A 19,477-nucleotide genomic window follows, 5' to 3' on the forward strand; every position below is an offset into this window, starting at 1 on the left:
AATATAGTTTTAAGTTCAATTATTCCATTACCAATCTATTCTTTGCTTTAAAGTAATATTTTTCTTCTTCAATTTTGAATTCACATTTTCCAGAGCAAAGCTCTAGTAAATCTCTTTTTATAGCTTCTAAATATTGGGTTTCGCAAATAAATACTATTTTAACTTTATCTGTATATTCTATATTTTCAATATGCCAATTCTTAATGGAAAAGTGATATTGAATTTTTCCAAGAAGTTCATAACTTGTAATTATGTTAATTGCTGAACCTTTAACTCTTTCTACTATTCCACTATTATTTACTGCTTCCGAGGCTCCTTTTGAATATGCTCTAACAAGTCCTCCCGTTCCTAAAAGTATTCCACCAAAATATCTTGTTACGACTATTGCTGTATCTGTTATACCGTTCTTCTTGATAACATCTAAAACTGGAACCCCTGCTGTGCCCTGTGGCTCTCCATCATCAGTACACTTTTGTATAAGCATATTTTCTCCAACTATATATGCATATACGTTATGTGTAGCGTCCTTGTGCTCACTTTTTATTTTATTTACAAACTCTTTTGCCGCTTCTTCTGTTTCAACGCGTTTTGCATGACCAATAAAAATAGATTTTCTTTCTTCAAATTGTACGCAGGATTCTTTTATTATCGTAAAATAACTCATATTAATCTACACTCCACTATAAAATATCATTTATTACATTAATGCCTTTTAATATTTTACCTTCATCAGTTTTAGAAAATCCAACTTTAAAATACTTTAATCCATCATCATTATTTTTATAAAAAAATACACCTGGAGTTATTAAAACTTTTTCTTGTCTGCATTTATAAAACAAATCAGTACAATTTAAATTTATCTTATCGTTTATCTTTAAATAAAAAGTAAAACCTCCACCTGGGTCATTAACTTCTACCTTGTCCCCAAGTATATTCTGTAGTTTATCATGCATATAGTAGTATCTGTTTTTAAATAAACTATTTATTTTGCTTATATAGCTTCTCCAGTATCCATTTTTAATATATAAATCTAAAGCTCTTTGCATAAGACTTGATGTAGATATATCCGTAGTCATCTTTGAATTTTCTATCTGCTCTACAAGCAAATCTGGCATTATTAAATACCCTATTCTGATTCCTGGAAGAAATATTTTTGAAAAACTTTTAATATATATTACCCTATCTTTAGTATCTAAACTTTTAAAACTTACATATCCAAAATTATCTTTATATTGAATTTCTGAGAGATAATCATCCTCAATAATATAAAAATCATATTTATCTGCTAATTTTAGTATTTCCTTCTTTTTTTCAGTACTATAAGATATACCAGTTGGATTTTGAAAATAAGTCATGGTATAAAAGCACTTTATATAATTCTTTTTAAGTATTTTTTCAAATTGATTTAGATCTATACCATCATCATTTAAGTCAATTTCAAAAAAATATTAGCTCTTCTCCATTTAAATACAGATAAAGCTCCACTATAAGTAGGCTTCTCAACAGCAACATTATCATTTATATTGACAATTGCTTTAGATATTATATCTATACCCTGCTGTGCCCCTGATACTATAATTATTTTATCCTCATCAATTGCTCCATCCCATAGGTATTTACTTATACTGTTTCTAAGTCCTTCATATCCTAATGTCTCTTGATAAACAAGCGCATTAAGCCCATCTCTTGTTAAGACCTCATTTACCACGCTTTTAAAGTTTTGAATAGGGAAATATTCTCCACATGGATTTTCCTCTGCAAAATCTATATACATATCTGATTTTTTCTTATCCATTTTTTTAAACAAATCAGAATAATCTTTTTTCAATTTTATATATGCATCTTTTGTTTTAGCGTAAGTTCCACTTCCCATTTTTATATATGCATATCCTTCATTTTTAAGTTTTCTGTATGCACTTATTATAGTATCGTTGTTCACATTAAGCGCCTTTGCAAGTACTCTTATTGTTGGAAGCCTTTCTTCATTTCTTATTTTTCCATTATCAATAAGTGATTTTATATGTCTTGAAATTTGAATATATTTTGGAATTTCTTCTTCAAAATTCATATTATACTTTTCCATAAGTTCACCTATATATAATACACATTTTCATTTATCAAACATACATTGCTTTTCAATTTGTATTCCCTGCTTTTTTTCTTTATTATGTTAAGCTCCCAAAGTTTATTTAAAATTTCTTCTGAATTTATATCAAATCCCTTAAAGAGAGGATCACTATTTATATCCTCTTCACTTAAAAAGCAATCTTTTTTTCTCATGTAATCAATTAGTATGTCAGATATTTCCTTAATATTTGAATTAATCATTGTTTCTATATAATTAATTGTACCTTTAATAGCTTCTTCTATATTTTCTTTTTCAAACAATAGTGCATCAATGCACTTTTTAAACTTTTCATCAGCATTTGTAAGCATACTTACTGCATCATTATTTATCATATATCCGGAATAATTCACATAGAGTTTTGAAAACTCACCTATACATTTAAAAACTTCACAATAAGCAGTGTATATACTTCCACTTATAAGGCTTTTTTTACAATTATCCATACTTTTAATAGCCTTTCCTAAATAAACCACGTTCCACTTTTTTCTATCAATGTCAGGATAATATCTTCCACTATCATACCTTGCGGTTATTTCCATATCCTTTGAAAAAACAAGCTTTGAAGAAGCAAATATTCTATGGAAAAACCCCCCTTTAAGGTCACTTTCATTGAGCATTAAAAATTTACTTTTTCCTATAAGTTTTATATGAACTGAAATATCATTTTCTTCTGTATAAATATTTTTTATAACCTTAAGCTCTTCATCTACTATTACAAAAAAATCTATATCAGACCCATCCCATAGATCTCCCGATATCATACTTCCAAATACCATTACTGCAAGAACACTTTTATTTGACTTCAGTTTGTCAATTGTGGATAAATATGCTTTTTGATATTGTAAAATAGTTTTTTCCATAGCACAAATCACTCCTTAAAAATCACCAATCATATACTCTTTGCACTTGTTGTAGGTTTTCTCATCAACTATTACCTTTAGATAAGTACCATTTTCTTTAAACTCTTCAACTTCAACATTAGAATTTTTATGTATATATGCTACAAGCTTCTGATTATCGTAAGGAATTAAATACTCTACTTCCTTTGCTTTGCTTGAAATCTTAGCCTCAATTTCACTCAATAATTCATTTATATTTATTTTTTCTTTAGCTGAAATTTCAACAACATCATATTCTGCACAGTAACTTCTTAATTCGTTTATTTTTTCATCTGTAACTTTATCTATTTTATTAAGTGCAATGATCATATTTTTGTTTATTGCCCCAAGCTCTTCAAGCACACTATTTACTGCATTAATTTGGGCTATTGCTGTCTCTGACGAGCTATCTATAACATGAATAAGTAAATCAGCATATATAGTTTCCTCAAGTGTAGATTTAAAAGATTCTACAAGGCTATGTGGAAGTTTTCTTATAAAGCCAACTGTATCAGTAAGTGCTACTAATCTATTATTTCTAAGTCGTATAGCTCTTGTAGTTACATCTAAAGTTGCAAATAGCATATTTGCTTCAAAAACACTTTCCTTGCTTGAATATTCCTTCGGTGCTGCAATTTCGCAAATCAAATTTCTAAGTGTAGACTTGCCCGCATTTGTATATCCTACAAGTGATACTTGAGGTAAATTGCCCGAATTTCTTTTTTCTCTTTGAATTTCCCTTGTTTTACCAATTCTTTTAAGTTCTTTTTCAAGGTCATATAACCTTTCCCTTATATGCCTTTTATCTGTCTCTAATTTTTTTTCTCCAGGTCCTCTTGTTCCTATTCCTCCACCAGTTCTAGAAAGTACACTTCCCAATCCCTGAAGTCTAGGAATTCTATATTTTAATTGTGCCAGCTCAACCTGTATTTTTGCTTCTTTGCTCTTAGCCCTTCTTGCAAATATATCCAATATTAAAGTAGTTCTATCTATTACCTTTACTCCTATATTCTCCTCTAAATTTCTCACCTGTGACCCTGAAAGCTCATCATCGAATATAACTACATTAGCCCTTTTAACCTGCCTCAAAAGAGCTATTTCATCAACTTTTCCTTTTCCTATATAGTATGCACTATCAATCTTATCTCTTTTCTGCATAACATTAGCAACAGGCTCTACATTACAAGATTTTGCAAGCTCAGATAATTCTTTAATACTTTCTTCGCTATCTACACCTACAAGTATAGCTCTTTCAACATTTTCTTCCTTTACTTCGTCTATTTTCTTTAGTGCATCTTCTAAATAATCAACCTTATTCAGATAATTAAATTCAAGAATTTCTTCTAATTTTATAGGCCCTATTTCTTCTGAAGTCAATATATCATTTTCAATACTGCAAAATCCCAAGCAGAAGCCAGTTATATTTCTATCTAAGACTCCTATTGAAACTATGCAGTCTAATCTTAATTTTAATAATGCTGACATATCTACAGCAGAAGTTTAGGATTACCATTGGGGTGCGTATGTATCACTTTTATGCCAGAGAGTTTTTTATCTCTAACATCCACTAATGGCATTTCAACAGTAGTACTGTCACCAATAGAAACACTTACTACCTTTCCCTTTCTATTTATTGCTACACTTATTTCTCTATCAATAAAATTAGAAATTTCACTCATTAACTTTATAATCTCAAAGGTTATAATATTTGATTTTGGAACCTCCATATCATATATCTTTTCAAGCTCCTTTAAAATAGAAGTTCTAACTCCTTCACTATTTCCTAATACCATAACATTAACCTCTTTTCATCAATATTTTATGGCTTTGTAAATTCCATATAATTGTATACTAGAAACTCATTATTGTAAACATCTTACTTATCCTTTTCTGGAAGCTTAAACCCTGCATCTTTTAAGTCAAGTTGAAACGCAGAATCCGGCACTTTTCCAACAATTACAGTTTCAGATATTGGTATTTGATTTTTAATCTCTATATCATTATAATCAGTTGGAATAATAATTCTCACCTTAGTTCTAACATTTACATATATACTAAGCTTTGTTTGGTTAATTCCAGCACTTTCAAATACTGACCTATACCTAGTTTCAATATTGCCTATAGGCTCCATTTTTATAGTGACCTTAGGTCCAAAATATGAAAACAAATTATTTTTAAAAATATAGCTTATCGGAAGTTTTACCCCTAATTCACCCATTCTTTTTATATTGTTTTGGATATCTAGAGAAACATCGCAAGCAACCTTATTCATTTTAAGAGTATTTGCTCTAATAAGAGAAATGTTTCCATAATCATCTTTTTCTACTTTAATTATATCATCATAATTTAAATTATTACTATAATTACTTATTAAAACTTCATTTATAATTGAAATTACTTTCTCACGTATCTCAATGTCACCAGCTGCCAATACAGTAGGGGTCACTACTTTATCAAGAGCATATAGGAATATATTGAATATTATTAGTATAAATGTAAATATTATTAATATCCATATTTTATTTTTTCTTATTATTAATATTTATCACCTTCTAAAATTCTAATTTACAATCTACTTTAAACCTATTGTTTTTTACATTATAATAATATGTATAAATCAAATTTATTATTATTATAATAGGATTTTATGTAGATTATGTATAAATATGGATTTATTAATTCTTTATTATATGCTATAATTATTCAACATAGTGATTACATAAGGAGGAAATTTATGTCCGGAAATGTTAAAACAAAAAAAACAGGGAATATAAAATCAAAAAATAAAAAAAAGCGTTTTAGGATTTTAAAAACTATACTTCTTTTATTGTTTTTTATACTTCTATTAACTTCTGTAGCAACTGCTGGATTTGCTTTTGCAACAATTAAAGCAGCCCCAGCCTTAGATGTTGATGGAACTATATTAAATCTTGACCAACCTTCTGAATTATATGACGATAAAGGAAATGAAATGGATACAGTAATAACAAGTCAAAAAAGATTTGTCATTTCAATGAATGAAATACCAAGTAATTTGGCAAATGCCTTTGTCAGCATAGAGGACGAAAGATTTTATAAACATAAGGGTATAGATTTAAAAAGAATTGCAGGCGCATTTTATAATGATATTAAATCAAAAGTTCACAAACAAAATAACATTCAAGGTGCATCCACAATAACTCAACAGCTTATAAAAAGTAGGATGTTTCTTACTTCATCGCTTGAAAATAGGTTATCCTTAAAGAGAAAAATTCAAGAGGCTTACCTTTCTTTAAAGCTTGAAAAGGTCTTAACAAAAAAGCAAATATTAGAAGCTTATATGAATACTATATTTTTAGGTGGTCAAGCTAATGGAGTAGAAGCAGCTGCAGAACAATACTTTAGTAAGGACGCTAAAGATTTGAATCTGATAGAATGTGCCTTTATTGCAGGTTTAGCACAAAGTCCATCTGCATATTATCCTTTTTCACCTACTGCAGCTAAAAATCATAACATATATTTAAATAGAACCAAACTTGTGTTATTTAAAATGAAAGACAATAATTACATAACCAATTCTCAATATCAAAATGCATTAAACGATTTGAATAATAATAAATTAAACTTAGCTGCTCAAAAAATATCTAATAAATATACTTATGAATGGTTTTCACTTCCTGCAGTTAATGAGGTCAAAAAAGATTTAAAATCACAATATCACTATACAGATGAAGAGGTGGATAGCCTACTTCGTGATGGGAATCTTAAGATATATACTACTATGGATACTAATTTAGAAAATTCTGTTCGAGATACACTTAATAATACAAGTTATTTACGTTGGAAATCCAAAGCAGATAAAAATGGAATAATTCAGCCTGAAGCCTCTGCTGTTGTTTATGACTATCGTACTGGAGAAGTAAAAGCAATGGTAGGTGGAAGAGGCGAGCAACCTCCTACTTCTTATAACAGAGCTTATTCAAATAACTATTTAAAACCGACAGGTTCCAGCATTAAACCACTTACTGTTTATGCTCCTGCTATCGATCTTAAAATTGCAACAGCTCAATCTACCGTAGCTGATTCTCCTCTTTCAGAGGAATTACAAAAAAAGTATGGAGGCTATAATCCTACTGATGTAGAGACACCAACAAATGCACCAATGACTATAAGAGATGCATTAAAAATATCTTCTAATTTAGTTGCAGTTAAATTAGAAGATAAGATAGGTCTTGATAACGGAGCTGCTTACGCTGAAAAATTTGGTTTAAGTCTTAACCAGACGGATAAATCAAGTATAGCTGCTATGTCTTTAGGTGAAATCCATGGTACAAATACACTTACTATGGCCGCTGCCTATGGTGTATTTGGAAATAATGGTCTATATAGTACTCCAAGACTTTATACAAAGGTTGTTGATAAAAAAGGAAATATTCTTCTTCAAAGCAATTATTCAACACGTAAGGTTATTTCACCACAGGCTGCTTATGTTATGTATAATCTGCTTGGAGCTCCAATGAGCGATAATGGAACGGGTACTAATGCTAGAGCTGAACTTGGGGATATGCCAGCAGGCGGTAAAACAGGTTCAACTACAGATTTCAGAATAATATGGTTTTGCGGACTTACACCATATTATTCTGCAGCAGTATGGGTTGGAAATGATGATAATTCTTCACCTAATGTTTATAGTAACGATGTGGCTGGTATTTGGGGACAAATAATGGCCATCGCTAATAAAGGCAAACCAATTAAAGATATAGTTATGCCTAGTGGTGTTTCACAGGTAGGCAACGATGTGTTTATTGACGGTACTCAACCTTCAAACTTAACACCAGATGATACTGCTACCCAGAAACAAAACAATACTAATAATGAAAGCGCACCAACTGTTAATAATAATAATAATCAAAACTCAACTTTACCTCAAAACAATAATAACGTACCGTCTAACACAAATGGTGATAGTAATACTACTGCACCTGGAAATAACACTAATCCTTCTAACAGCACAAATAATAGTGGTAACAATTCTTCAAATGATGACAATACAGGTAATGACACCTCAAATAATCAAATTAAACATTAAAAATACATCTAGGATGAAGATAATACAATAAACTCTTCATTCTAGATGTATTTTTATAATTAATTAAATATTTTATTTTTTCTATTGTCATATTTACTTATAATTATATTTATAGCTTTAGTTAAAATAAAACATTCACTTTCTATATCATCGTTGCACCTCATTTTTCCTGGATCTCCTACTCCAATCACATAATTAACACTTGAAGGATTTATAGTGTTAACTGTATCTCCTATTAGTACCTTTGACATAGTTATATTTCCATGTTTATCTACAGAGTTTTCAGATATCTTACCATCTCTATTAATTGAACAATTTACTTTTATACCACTGGCGTTTTTCGTGTTAGAAGCAACGGCTATTATTCCCATCACATCAATTTCTCTGCTTTTAATCAAATAGTCTATAACTTTTTCGCCATTGCCCCTTCCTGTGTCTCCTCTATCATCTGCCATAACTATTACGGGGTCATTCTTTACACATTCAATAAGTCTTACCATTTCATTACCTGTAATTTTTGTAGGATTTCCGCTTGATATAGATAAGGTTCTACATCCTGTTTTAGCAGCTGCTCTTTCAATAACCTTTTGAGCTATTGAATCACCATCTGTTACAATTATGACCTTTCTATTCAATTGCGCTTCATCCCTTCGTCTTTGAATTAAATATTAAAGCCATGATATATCCAAAAAATATCGATGCGGTTATTCCTCCAGCTGTTCCTTTTATTCCGCCCGTAAATGCACCTATAAGTCCACTTGATTTTACTTCCTTTATAGCAGATTTTGCAAGTGCATTTCCAAATCCAGGCAGCGGTACTGTGGCACCTGCTTTTCCGTATTTAATTAAAAAATCGTATACATTAAAAGCGCCAAGTATTACTCCTAAGGTCACAAGACTCACAAGAATTATTCCTGGGGTAATTGAGGTTTTATCTATTATTATTTGAACAATTAAGCACATTGCGCCCCCTACTAAAAAAGACATTATGTAATCAGTCATTTGTAGCACCTCCGAATTCTATGGAAACAGCATGAGCAATTCCTGGTATTGATTCTCCTTGAAGGTTTGATGTTGTACTCATCAAAGCTCCTGTAGAAATTAAAAGTACTTTTTTATATTTACCTTTAAGCATATTTTTATATATATACCCGCAATCTACAACTGCTGAACAACCACAACCGCTTCCTCCTGAATTTGTATTTTGCTTTTCACAATCATAAATTTTCTCACCACAATCCATGTAAATACTGCTTATATCATAGCCATATTCCTTTTTCAAAAGTTCCTGAGTTATTTGTCTTCCAACCTTACCAAGATCTCCTGTAGCAATAAGATCATAGTATGATGGTTTTCTTCCTGTATCCTTAAAATGCTGTTTTATCGTATCAACTGCTGCTGGTGCCATAGCCTCTCCCATACTATCTGGACTGCTTACACCATAATCTTTTACTTTTCCTGTTGTTGCATAAGTAACGCATGGAAAATTCCCATTTTTACTAAGCAGCATAGCTCCCGCTCCTGTTACTGTCCATTGGGAATTTGGCTTTCTTTGAGAACCAAATTCAAGAGGATATCTAAATTGTCTTTCAGATGAAGAAAAATGAGATGAGGTTGCTGCAATAACATGATCCGCGAACTCACCTTCTATTGCCATTGCTGCTATGCCAAGTGATTCTGTCATAGTAGAGCATGCGCCATAAAGTCCGTAAAAAGGTATTTCAAGTTCTCTTGCAGCGAAATTTGAAGAAGATAATTGATTTAAAAGATCTCCTGCAAATAAAAAAGTCTATATCCTTTTCTGTAAGCTTTGCCCTTTTTATAACTTCGGTTATAACATTATATACCATACTACTTTCAGCTTTTTCAAAACTCTTTTCACCATTCATATCATCATTAAGTATAATATCAAAATAATCCTTAAGCGGTCCATCACCTTCTTTAGGCCCTACTATAGACACAGTTTTTATTATTTTAGGCTTCGTATCAAACCTAACTGTTTGACTTCCTACTCTTTTACTCATGCTTCAATCACCTACCTTACAAAAAATAATATAATATTCCTACGATGACAGAAGAACCTATTCCATAGACAAGAACTGGACCTGCTATGGTAAACATTTTGGCTGCAACTCCAAACACAAATCCTTCTTTTTTAAATTCAATTGCAGGCGCTACAACAGAATTTGCAAAACCAGTTATAGGTACAATGCTTCCTGCTCCCGCAACATTAGCTATTTTATCATATACTCCTATACCAGTTAAAAAAGCGCCAATAAAAACCATTGCTATCGTTGTATAATTTGCACCCATTTCCTTGGGTAAACCAAACCTCATAAAAATATTAGAAATAAATTGACCAACATCACATATTAATCCCCCGATTATAAAGGCATTAATGCAATTTTTCACAATTTTAGGCTTAGGTTTTGAATTTTGAGATAAAGTTTTAAAGTCTTTTTTTACCTTTTCCTCGCTCACTTTCATAAGCTTCACTCCTTAAATTTACTTAATAAATTTTTTATTAATAGCTTAACTTTATTATGCGTATAATAATTTTATCCATACATGACTTTTTATAAATATAGATAGAAAACGTAAAACTTGAAAATTATAAATTTTAAGTCCTTAACTGTGAATTGTGCACTGTTACAAATTCTAATTTATAAAAATACACTTGACATATGCAATTTCCATATTTCAAGCTGTCTATATATACAAAAAAAGACACACTTTTTTAAGTGCATCTACTTAATTAATTTTTCTTTCATTAATTTTAATACTCTTTTCTCAATTCTTGAAACCTGGACTTGACTTATGCCAAGCATCTTTGCGACCTGTATCTGTGTTTTATCCTTAAAATATCTTAATATTATTATTTGGCGGGATTTAGGATCCAAATTATTTATAGCCTCTTTTAAGACTATTTTATCTATAACCTCTGTATCTTCATCTACAGTTTTACTTATTTTATCAATTAAAAGCACTGGAGAACCATCATCTTGATGTACTACATCATATAAATATTGAGTATTTACTGTAGACTCTGTAGCGAAAACAATTTCTTCAGTATTTATTCCTGAAAATTCGGACAATTCTTCTATAGTAGGTTCTCTGTTCAATTTCTTAACTAATTTTTCTCTATCATAATGCAGTTTTCTTGCTGTATTCTTTACACTTCTACTAACCTTAATTAGCCCATCATCTCTTAAAAACCTTTTAATCTCACCCATAATCATTGGAACTGCATAAGTTGAAAACTTAACATTGTATTTACTTTCAAAATTATTTACAGCTTTTACAAGTCCCATACATCCTATTTGAAATATATCATCGTATTCATACCCTCTATTTAAGAATTTTCTGCTTATCGCCGAAACAAGTGGAAGATTATTTTTTATTAATTTATCTAAAGCTTCTTTACTTCCTTCTTTTGCATATTTTATTAGCTTTCTATTATCATCGTAGTTATATTCTTCCTTCTTGAGAACATTTTCACTTTCCATAAATTACGGATTTCCCGCTTTTTCCCTCCTCCTAGCCATAATGGCAGTTAAGTAACTACTTTTATTTTTTAACTGAATAGAATATTTTTTTCATTGAGACCTTTGTACCATTTTTATATTCAGATTCCACCTTAATATTATCCATAAAACTTTCCATAATAGTGAAGCCCATTCCAGACCTTTCTAAGTCAGGTCTAGATGTATACAATGGTTCTCTAGCTTTTTCTATGTCAGCAATTCCTATACCTTTATCTATAATCTCAACTGTAAACTCGTTACCATCTATAGATGCCATGATTTGTACTATTCCTTCTTCATTGCCTTCATAACCATGAATAATAGCATTAGTAACAGCTTCTGATACAGCAGTTTTAACATCTTCAATTTCATCAATCGTTGGATCAAGTTGAGATACAAATGCTGCTACCGTAACTCTTGCAAAACCTTCATTTTCAGATTTAGCTAAAAATTCTAGCTTCATTTTATTATTAGACATTAAAATCCCCCCATTAAAAACTTTCAACAGCTTCTTTAAGACTGCTATAAACTTCTATTATTTTGTATATACCTGATAGTTCGAAGACTTTCTTTATAGACTTATTGACATTTGCAATGCATAAGTTAGAATTAAGCAATTTCAACTTTTTATATCTACCTATAATAACTCCAATTCCAGAGCTGTCCATAAAAGTAACATTTGAAAAATCTAAAATTACTTTTTTGCATCCTCCTCTTTCTATCCTATCGTCTATTTTATTTCTAACTTCATCAGAACTATGATGGTCTAATTCACCTATAATAGCTATTATTAGCTTATCATTTTTAATTTCAAATTCCAAATTCATATAAAGCATCCCCTCAAAATTTATTCTTTATATGTATTCTGCAATTCATTATGTTTTCCTTTATTTATTATAAATGTTTTATATTTCAATTATTGACACATTGCATATATAATATTCACTAAAATAATTATATTTTTAAGTTTACTTATAAAATTTCCAAAATACAACATAAAACAGCATGATTACAGTTAAACCATGCTGTTAATAAATCTTATTTTACTAATTTATTCTTTATTAACGCCGTTTTCAATTATATGCACTTCAGTCTCTGTAAAGTTAAACACTTTATACATATTTTCTTCCGTATAATTACCATTAAAATTACTCATAGCTGGTATATATAATTTCATAATTGTATTTGGGTAATATTCATACAAATCATTTCCAAGTTTTTTAGCAAATGTCTTGAAATAAAATTCATATACCTTACTATTTAGTATATATAATAAATAGTCATAAGTAAAATGAATTTTATCTTTTAGTATAAGTGAGTATATATCTGCACTAAAATAACTTCCATAATCAAGTGCAAATCTATTACTTGAAGATTTAAATGGGAAAACTATTTTTTCGTTTTCAAATATACCTCTATTTCTTCCCCATTGAAGTTCATACCAATTTCTTATTCCTTTTATGCATTCTCTTCTCAGTAATAATTTTTCCTTAAAATTACTTAAATGCTTTAATGCATTAGGATATGCTTCTATATTTTTAATTCCATCAGTATATATAATATATTTATTCTCAGCTTCTACATAATTTTTTCTTATAACCTTGCTTTTAATCCACCGTCTAATAAGTTCTCTTTCTATATACTCATTTTCTATGGTTTCATTATCAACTATAAATGCCTTGTCACAACCAGTTATTACTCCCTGAAAGCTATCACATATGTCATATAGTCTACTGCAGCTGCCTTGCTCGATTTTCCTTATTATATTCTTTTCATCATCATTTATAAGTATCCACCCGCTATCATCGAGAGAAGATTGTTTTACTAAAAATTCATTTATGTTGTTTGTACCATTCGAAAAAATAGAATCATAAAAATGCTTCTTATTATTACCCTTAACATAACAAGGTTTTATTACCTTTATATAATTATTACTCGAACATTTTTTTTCATTAAAAAAATCATTATTGGATCTATTCCGACATTTTTGAATGGTCTTATGCCATAGAAATCTACAATTTTATATATAGAAGAAAACTGTTTTAAAATTTTTCTTAGCTTTTCACCGCTTAAGGCCTCTAAAAAATACCTAGAAGTTATAAATCCTAATTTTCCATTTTCTTTAATAGATTCTATGGACTTTTGAAAAAAGCAATAAGATATATCTCCCTTATCCTTATATGTACAGTACAACCTTTTTAAACTTAAAGAATAATCTTTATCCATAGCTTTAAGTCCAATATAAGGTGGATTGCTTAAAAATATGTCGTATTTATCATCTATTTTCTCAATCAAAAAAGTCTTTTCTTAAAAAAGTTATTTGTAAAACATAATGACTCACAAAACAAGTCTAAAACTAGTATCTTTATTGCCGTTTCATCTATATCAAAGCCAAATAAATTATTTTTAACTATGTGATAATTTAAGTTTGCCTCATCTAAGCTTAAGTTGTTTTTTTTGTTTATCTCATGTAAATTTTGTCTATAAATTTCTCTTAAATATTTAAAAGCTGGAAGTATGATATTACCACTTCCACACGCGGGATCAACTATTTTTATGAACGGATTCTCTATTATATCTTCATATTTTATAGTATTTTTAACTATATATTCTGCAATTTGGGGAGGCGTGTATACAACCCCTTTTTCTCTATTTAATGATATATATTCATAGTAAATATTTGAAAATTCATCATCTATGCTATATTTTTGTCTTACAGTATTTATTTTTAAAAGCTTATCTTCAAGGTTATTGGAATTTTCAATTGTATCATACAATTTATAAATTTCACTCACAAAATTTTGCTGCATATTGCCTCCATCCTAAAAATGTGAACTTAAATACTTTCATATATAAATCTCATAATTTTACTCTTCCATTCCTCGCCCTTAGCACTTAAATCCATGCATTTTTTATCCATATCATGTTTTAGCTTCTCATCTTTTATATAGTTTAAATTAACTTTAACATTAAGAATACAGCTTTCCAGAGAAGCTTGTACCAAGACTGCTGCAACACCCGCATCAGATATTAAATTTTTATTTCCATAATTACATGCAGTCCATATTATAGGATACAATTTATAAACATTTTCCGCTACTATCATTGGAATTTTAGCTGCCTCTTTAGTACAGTTTTCTATGGCTAGTTTTCTTGCAATTTTTTGTTCTTCATTTTCTTTAGGTAATTTATAAGAATTCATAAGTTTTAAAAAAGCTTCCGCATCTTTATCAATATACAATGTAAAAAATTTTATAAGTTCGTTCGACTCCTCTAAACTACGCTTTATGAGTTCTTTAATTTCATCTGAATAATTCTCATATGCTTTTTTTCCTACTGTAAGATTAAATACCATGCTATTTAACGCAGCCGAAATAGCTGACACAAGTGCAGCACCGCCACCACCTCCTGGTGCTGGTGCTGCAGATGCAAGCTTACTTAAAAACTCTTCAACTGTTAAGTTTTGCATCATTTTATTTTCTTCCTTTCTTTTAGTGCTAAATCACTGTTTTGTAATTTCAATAAATTTATTATACAATCAATAAATTCATTAATCAACTTAGCAAAACATAATGGTTTTAGCATATTCTAAATAAGATTTCAGAAAGCATTGAACCTCTGAAACTTAGATATGTTTCCAGCGAAACCAACTCAACTAAATTCAAGAGAACTTTATCAGCTCTTGAATTTAATTAGATTCTTTCTAAATTATATAATGATAATTTATTATCTAGTTATAGCAAAATGCTTTTTGTCACTATAATCCATACTCCAATAATTTTTATAGACATGGTCACGTAAGTCCTTAGGTTCATTGTGAGATTTTGATTCTGCAAACTCACCAACTGGTGTTACTGCTACAACAGAATACTTTTCTGGTATCCTAAGTGAAGTTTTCACCTTATTTTCATCTAGTGAAGCTATCCAGCAAGTTCCATATCCTTCGTTTGCCGCTGCAAGTATAAAATGTTCCATAGCTATTGCGCTATCCACTAGATAATACTCTTTTCCATTTATTTTTCCAGAATCCTCTGGATCACCAACAACAACCGCAACTATCGGAGCCTCTTTTAAAGCTTCTGCTGCTTCACCAGTGTCATTTAAAACACATTCAGCTATCTCATTTTTCTTTTGCTCATCATCTACTATTATAAAGCTATATGAAGTTTTATTTTTCCATGAAGGAGACATCATAGCCGCGTTTATTATATTATTTAATTTTCCATCAGGAATTGGCGTATTTTTAAATTTTTTTATACTAGTTCTCTTTTTTATAACTTCATAAAAATCCATAAAAAATCACACTCCTTACATATAGAGTGTTCAAAAACTAGGTTTTTATTCATTGGTTTTGTTATAAATAAATGCTCCCTTTTATACTTATTTAAACCATAGCCTATTCATTTAATAAAATAGCTTATTTCCTTCAAATCAACCAAATTTATGTCCGCTTTAAACCCACAAATTAAGTTCTTTATAAGCTGCTTAGGTTCTTTTCTTATTATAATTCTTCCAATTGCTTCAATAAAAATATAAATTGAAAACACAAGCTTTTGAATTGCATTAGAATTTCTTTTTATAAAAACAACTCTATTTCTATTTAGAAAATAATAACTAAGCCCACCAAACTTAGAAATTGTAGCTGAACCTTTATGATAAACCTTACTTTCATATACACATAACAACTTGTATCCATTTTTTTGTGCTCTAATACAAAATTCTGTTTCTTCAAAAAACAAAAAATAATTTTCAGGTATTAAACCTATTTTCTCAAAAACCTCTCTTTTACATACAAAGCAGGCTCCTCCAAGAAAATCAACAGTGCTATTTCCCTTATTTGAATTATCATAGGTCACTCCCATACCTATGCGTTTAGTAAGACCTGTATACAAACTTATATTAGCACCTGCACACTGTACTTTACTTTTATCCTTATATTCGCATATGCATGGTCCTGCAATTCCCACACATTTATTTGCATTTAGCACCTTAACTATTTTAGACAAAAAATCTTCCTCTACAACTACATCATTGTTTAAAACACATATGTAATCTGCTCCATTATCTAAAGCATATTTTATCCCTATGTTGTTTCCATTGGCATATCCAAGGTTTTGATCAGCTCTTATTATTTTGTATTCACTAAACTTAAGCTTAAGCGAATTGTAGCAATCTATAGCTTCCGAATTATCTACAACTACTATCTCATAATTACTATAATGTATATTTTTTAAGCTTTTGATACATTCTAAAGTATCATTAATTGTATTATAATTTAGTATTATAATAAAAACTTTAGGTTCATTCATATATATCATTTTCCTTTATATCTATTATTTTGCTGTGAAGTTTTTTAACTATAATGTCCCAATCATAATTCTCCCTACAAAACTTTTCTGTTGCATAAGATGCCTGAGATAAATTTTTGCTTTCAATTAATTTATTAATGCCGTCAGTAAGTGCTGAAATGTCACCTACTTCTATTAAAATTCCATTATCACCATTTACAATTTCATCTGCTATACCTACATTAGTAGAAATAATAACATCACCCATAGCTCCAGCTTCAATAAGTGCTATTCCGACACTTTCAAATTTAGAAGTAAGGCAAAATATTTTAGCCTTCCTGTATTCATTATAAAGTTCTTTTCTATCATATATTGGTCCTTTAAATATTACTTTTTTCTTAAGATATTCATACCTCTTAAAATAGTTATCTATTTCCTCTTCAAACTTTTCTTCTATAGGTCCTACAAAAACAAGTTTCCAATTTCCAAGCTTATTTTCATCTATATTAGCAAAAGCGTCCATTAACATTTTAGAATTCTTTTCAGGACTTCCTATTCTGCCAACACTCAAAATTATATCTTCTTTATCATCAAATTTAGCTTTAAGTTTGACTTCTCCCCTATCAAAATCCAAACCATTAGATATGTTTAATAATTTTGTTTTATGCAACCTTAATTCACTTTTAAGCTCGTTAAATATTTCTTTTTTTTCTACACCTATAATATCTACTCTTTTTAAAAATACATTTAATATCTGCCTCTGTACCATATTCATTTTCTTAATTTTATCTACAAGAACCTTTGTACAGTCTAACTTTAAAAATATGATTCCATTTTTATTAAACATTTTATATATAAAGGCATAAAATACAGAATTCAAAGTCATATGGAATATTTGAAGTACATCTATTATATGAGCATTTTTTTTTACATACAAGTATATATCCTTAAAGTGACCATGCTCTTTTTTTATAAAGTCAATTTTTAGTCCCTTAACTTCATCTTTTAAATATGGATATTCTCCATTTTTATAAGTTGCTACAAACGCATCATATCCGTATAGTTTATTTAATTTATATGCAATCATTCCAACATCCTTTGTCAAATGTACATTTTCTGTTTTTGGATATAAAACACAATATCTCATCATACACCATTCTTTCTAAGTAAGAAATCCTTTATTTCATCTAAAGTGATATATTTAAATAAGAACACTGAAGCTAAATAAACTAAAGCACTAGCTATTATATTTATTATAGCATTAACCATAAAAATTTTTAATTCCACAGTTACAATGCACATCGCAATACATGGTATTAATATTCTTAAAATATACTTTAATGAAGAAACCTTAACAACACTGGATGAATACTTCCTCATTAAATAAAGATTTATAACCTCTGAAATAACGGTTATAAACGCAGCAACATTCATTCCATATACAGGTGTCAAAATAAGATTCATTATTAAATTAAAAAACGAGGAAACCGTAACAGCTTTTAAATACTTCTTTTCCATATTCCAAGCGTTAAGTCCATATCCATATATTTCCCTTATAAAAAGAATTAATATGTATATTAAAAGTATAGAAAAAGGAGCATATGCTTCAGCATAACTTTCACCAAAGAAAATAAGCATAATATCCTTTGAAAGTATGAGGCCACCCAAAACAAGAGGCATAACTACTGCTATAATAATCTTTGAGGTTTTATCTACTATTTTATTCAAGGATTTTGTATCTTTATTGTTATAATAGCTAATAAAAAGTGGGAATACAACTGTAAAGATCATAGTCTCCACATTCATTAAAAAATTAATAATGTAATAAGCAGAGGAATAAATACCTGCTTCAGTATTTCCTCTAGTAAATTCTATTATAATTTTATCTACATTTCCATTTATCATAGCTAAAATGCCAGACACTAAGAATGGAAAACCAAAATTAACATAGTTATTTACTTTTTCTCTGTTTAAATTAATTTTAAGCTTAAATTTCAACTTTAAAAAATAAATATATAATTGATACACACTTCCAAGAACTAAAGCTATAAATGTAAATAACGGTATATAATAAATTTGGCTTTTACTTTTTAAAAAAACATATATTAAAATAAAAGGTATAATATTTTTTATTATATTATACACTGCATTGTACTTCATTTCTTGAATTCCATTATATACCCAATCTATATTCATGCCTGCTGGAATCAGCGTAATTCCATATACTAGTAACAGCACTCTTAAGGAACTATTTTTCTCATTAATACCAAATAGCTCATAAATAAAAAATATTATTATAGCTACAAGAATAATAAGTATTGCTCTAAATGCAAAGGTATCCCCTACAATATAAGGTGTATTATCTTTATCCTTTGCAATTTCTCTTGTCCCATAAGTTTGAAGTCCAAACAAAACAAACATAGTTAAATACGTCATTATCGCTTGAACCGTTGTAATATCTCCAAACGCAGACTTTCCTATTATTTTTGCATAATGAGTTCCCGTAAAAAAAACCATAACTTGAGCTAATAAATTAGATACGCTTACAAACAAAAAATTCTTAGCTACTTTATTCATTTCTACCTTCCTCT

Annotated in this window: 18 protein-coding genes and 4 pseudogenes; 1 reads left to right on the plus strand and 21 read right to left on the minus strand. The window is 29.3% G+C overall.

Annotated elements, in window-relative coordinates:
* Window positions 1-19: 19 nt before the first annotated feature.
* From AGR56_RS02725 to yunB, 5 genes and pseudogenes are all read right to left on the minus strand, one after another.
* Window positions 20-664 carry a YigZ family protein gene (locus tag AGR56_RS02725; protein ID WP_053241042.1) on the minus strand — a complete coding sequence of 215 codons (645 nt, stop codon included), beginning with the start codon at window positions 662-664 and terminating at the stop codon, window positions 20-22.
* A 16-nt stretch (window positions 665-680) separates the two neighbouring features.
* A pseudogene (locus AGR56_RS02730) lies at window positions 681-2,083 on the minus strand (PLP-dependent aminotransferase family protein).
* 8 nt (window positions 2,084-2,091) lie between these two features.
* On the minus strand, window positions 2,092-2,988 hold the full coding sequence (locus tag AGR56_RS02735; protein ID WP_053241043.1) for a nucleotidyltransferase domain-containing protein: 897 nt from the start codon (window positions 2,986-2,988) through the stop codon (window positions 2,092-2,094).
* 15 nt (window positions 2,989-3,003) lie between these two features.
* A pseudogene (gene hflX / locus AGR56_RS02740) lies at window positions 3,004-4,799 on the minus strand (GTPase HflX).
* An 83-nt stretch (window positions 4,800-4,882) separates the two neighbouring features.
* Window positions 4,883-5,548 carry a sporulation protein YunB gene (gene yunB / locus AGR56_RS02745; RefSeq protein ID WP_053241044.1) on the minus strand — a complete coding sequence of 222 codons (666 nt, stop codon included), beginning with the start codon at window positions 5,546-5,548 and terminating at the stop codon, window positions 4,883-4,885.
* Window positions 5,549-5,740: 192 nt separating this feature from the next.
* Between yunB and AGR56_RS02750 the strand changes: the two genes are divergently transcribed.
* A complete protein-coding gene (locus AGR56_RS02750) occupies window positions 5,741-8,074 on the plus strand; it encodes a PBP1A family penicillin-binding protein (RefSeq protein ID WP_053241045.1) in 2,334 nt (777 codons plus the stop codon).
* A 59-nt stretch (window positions 8,075-8,133) separates the two neighbouring features.
* Here AGR56_RS02750 and AGR56_RS02755 read toward each other — a convergent pair whose 3' ends face one another.
* The 16 genes and pseudogenes from AGR56_RS02755 to AGR56_RS02815 form a co-directional block, all read right to left on the minus strand.
* Window positions 8,134-8,709, minus strand: coding sequence for a stage V sporulation protein AE (locus tag AGR56_RS02755; RefSeq protein ID WP_053241046.1), 576 nt, complete (start codon window positions 8,707-8,709; stop codon window positions 8,134-8,136).
* A 7-nt stretch (window positions 8,710-8,716) separates the two neighbouring features.
* The gene (gene spoVAE, locus AGR56_RS02760) at window positions 8,717-9,076 is read right to left on the minus strand and encodes a stage V sporulation protein AE (protein WP_053241047.1); all 360 of its coding nucleotides are present in this window, start codon (window positions 9,074-9,076) and stop codon (window positions 8,717-8,719) included.
* Window positions 9,069-10,098 (minus strand): annotated as a pseudogene (spoVAD, locus tag AGR56_RS02765) (stage V sporulation protein AD). Before spoVAD ends, spoVAE begins: the two are co-directional and overlap by 8 nt.
* Window positions 10,099-10,114: 16 nt before the next feature.
* The gene (gene spoVAC, locus AGR56_RS02770) at window positions 10,115-10,561 is read right to left on the minus strand and encodes a stage V sporulation protein AC (RefSeq protein ID WP_053241048.1); all 447 of its coding nucleotides are present in this window, start codon (window positions 10,559-10,561) and stop codon (window positions 10,115-10,117) included.
* A 260-nt stretch (window positions 10,562-10,821) separates the two neighbouring features.
* The gene (sigF, locus tag AGR56_RS02775; RefSeq protein WP_053241049.1) at window positions 10,822-11,580 is read right to left on the minus strand and encodes an RNA polymerase sporulation sigma factor SigF; all 759 of its coding nucleotides are present in this window, start codon (window positions 11,578-11,580) and stop codon (window positions 10,822-10,824) included.
* 61 nt (window positions 11,581-11,641) lie between these two features.
* Window positions 11,642-12,076, minus strand: coding sequence for an anti-sigma F factor (gene spoIIAB / locus AGR56_RS02780; RefSeq protein WP_053241050.1), 435 nt, complete (start codon window positions 12,074-12,076; stop codon window positions 11,642-11,644).
* 13 nt (window positions 12,077-12,089) lie between these two features.
* A complete protein-coding gene (spoIIAA, locus tag AGR56_RS02785; protein ID WP_053241051.1) occupies window positions 12,090-12,425 on the minus strand; it encodes an anti-sigma F factor antagonist in 336 nt (111 codons plus the stop codon).
* A 224-nt stretch (window positions 12,426-12,649) separates the two neighbouring features.
* The gene (locus tag AGR56_RS23200; protein ID WP_347460375.1) at window positions 12,650-12,775 is read right to left on the minus strand and encodes a hypothetical protein; all 126 of its coding nucleotides are present in this window, start codon (window positions 12,773-12,775) and stop codon (window positions 12,650-12,652) included.
* Between the two features lie 51 nt (window positions 12,776-12,826).
* Window positions 12,827-13,591: pseudogene (locus tag AGR56_RS23205) on the minus strand (TaqI-like C-terminal specificity domain-containing protein); the annotation flags it as partial.
* Window positions 13,519-13,893: an N-6 DNA methylase gene (locus AGR56_RS23210; RefSeq protein WP_347460376.1), complete on the minus strand. Its 375-nt coding sequence runs from the start codon at window positions 13,891-13,893 to the stop codon at window positions 13,519-13,521. The gene AGR56_RS23210 and the pseudogene AGR56_RS23205, both read right to left, overlap by 73 nt.
* The gene (locus tag AGR56_RS23215; RefSeq protein ID WP_347460377.1) at window positions 13,890-14,408 is read right to left on the minus strand and encodes a DNA methyltransferase; all 519 of its coding nucleotides are present in this window, start codon (window positions 14,406-14,408) and stop codon (window positions 13,890-13,892) included. The genes AGR56_RS23210 and AGR56_RS23215 overlap by 4 nt, the downstream gene beginning before the upstream one ends.
* Before the next feature lie 26 nt (window positions 14,409-14,434).
* Window positions 14,435-15,070, minus strand: coding sequence for a cyclodeaminase/cyclohydrolase family protein (locus tag AGR56_RS02795; RefSeq protein ID WP_053241052.1), 636 nt, complete (start codon window positions 15,068-15,070; stop codon window positions 14,435-14,437).
* Window positions 15,071-15,324: 254 nt separating this feature from the next.
* The gene (locus tag AGR56_RS02800) at window positions 15,325-15,891 is read right to left on the minus strand and encodes a nitroreductase family protein (protein ID WP_053241053.1); all 567 of its coding nucleotides are present in this window, start codon (window positions 15,889-15,891) and stop codon (window positions 15,325-15,327) included.
* 107 nt (window positions 15,892-15,998) lie between these two features.
* Window positions 15,999-16,907 (minus strand): glycosyltransferase family 2 protein, encoded by a 909-nt coding sequence (locus AGR56_RS02805; protein WP_053241054.1) that lies wholly within the window; start codon window positions 16,905-16,907, stop codon window positions 15,999-16,001.
* Entirely contained in the window at window positions 16,900-18,036 is a 1,137-nt protein-coding gene (locus AGR56_RS02810) for a glycosyltransferase (protein ID WP_331000621.1), read from the minus strand. Before AGR56_RS02810 ends, AGR56_RS02805 begins: the two co-directional genes overlap by 8 nt.
* The gene (locus AGR56_RS02815) at window positions 18,033-19,463 is read right to left on the minus strand and encodes a flippase (RefSeq protein WP_053241055.1); all 1,431 of its coding nucleotides are present in this window, start codon (window positions 19,461-19,463) and stop codon (window positions 18,033-18,035) included. Before AGR56_RS02815 ends, AGR56_RS02810 begins: the two co-directional genes overlap by 4 nt.
* Window positions 19,464-19,477 lie beyond the last annotated feature (14 nt).

It is taken from the genome of Clostridium sp. DMHC 10 (assembly GCF_001270375.1).
GTDB lineage: Bacteria > Bacillota > Clostridia > Clostridiales > Clostridiaceae > Clostridium_S > Clostridium_S guangxiense.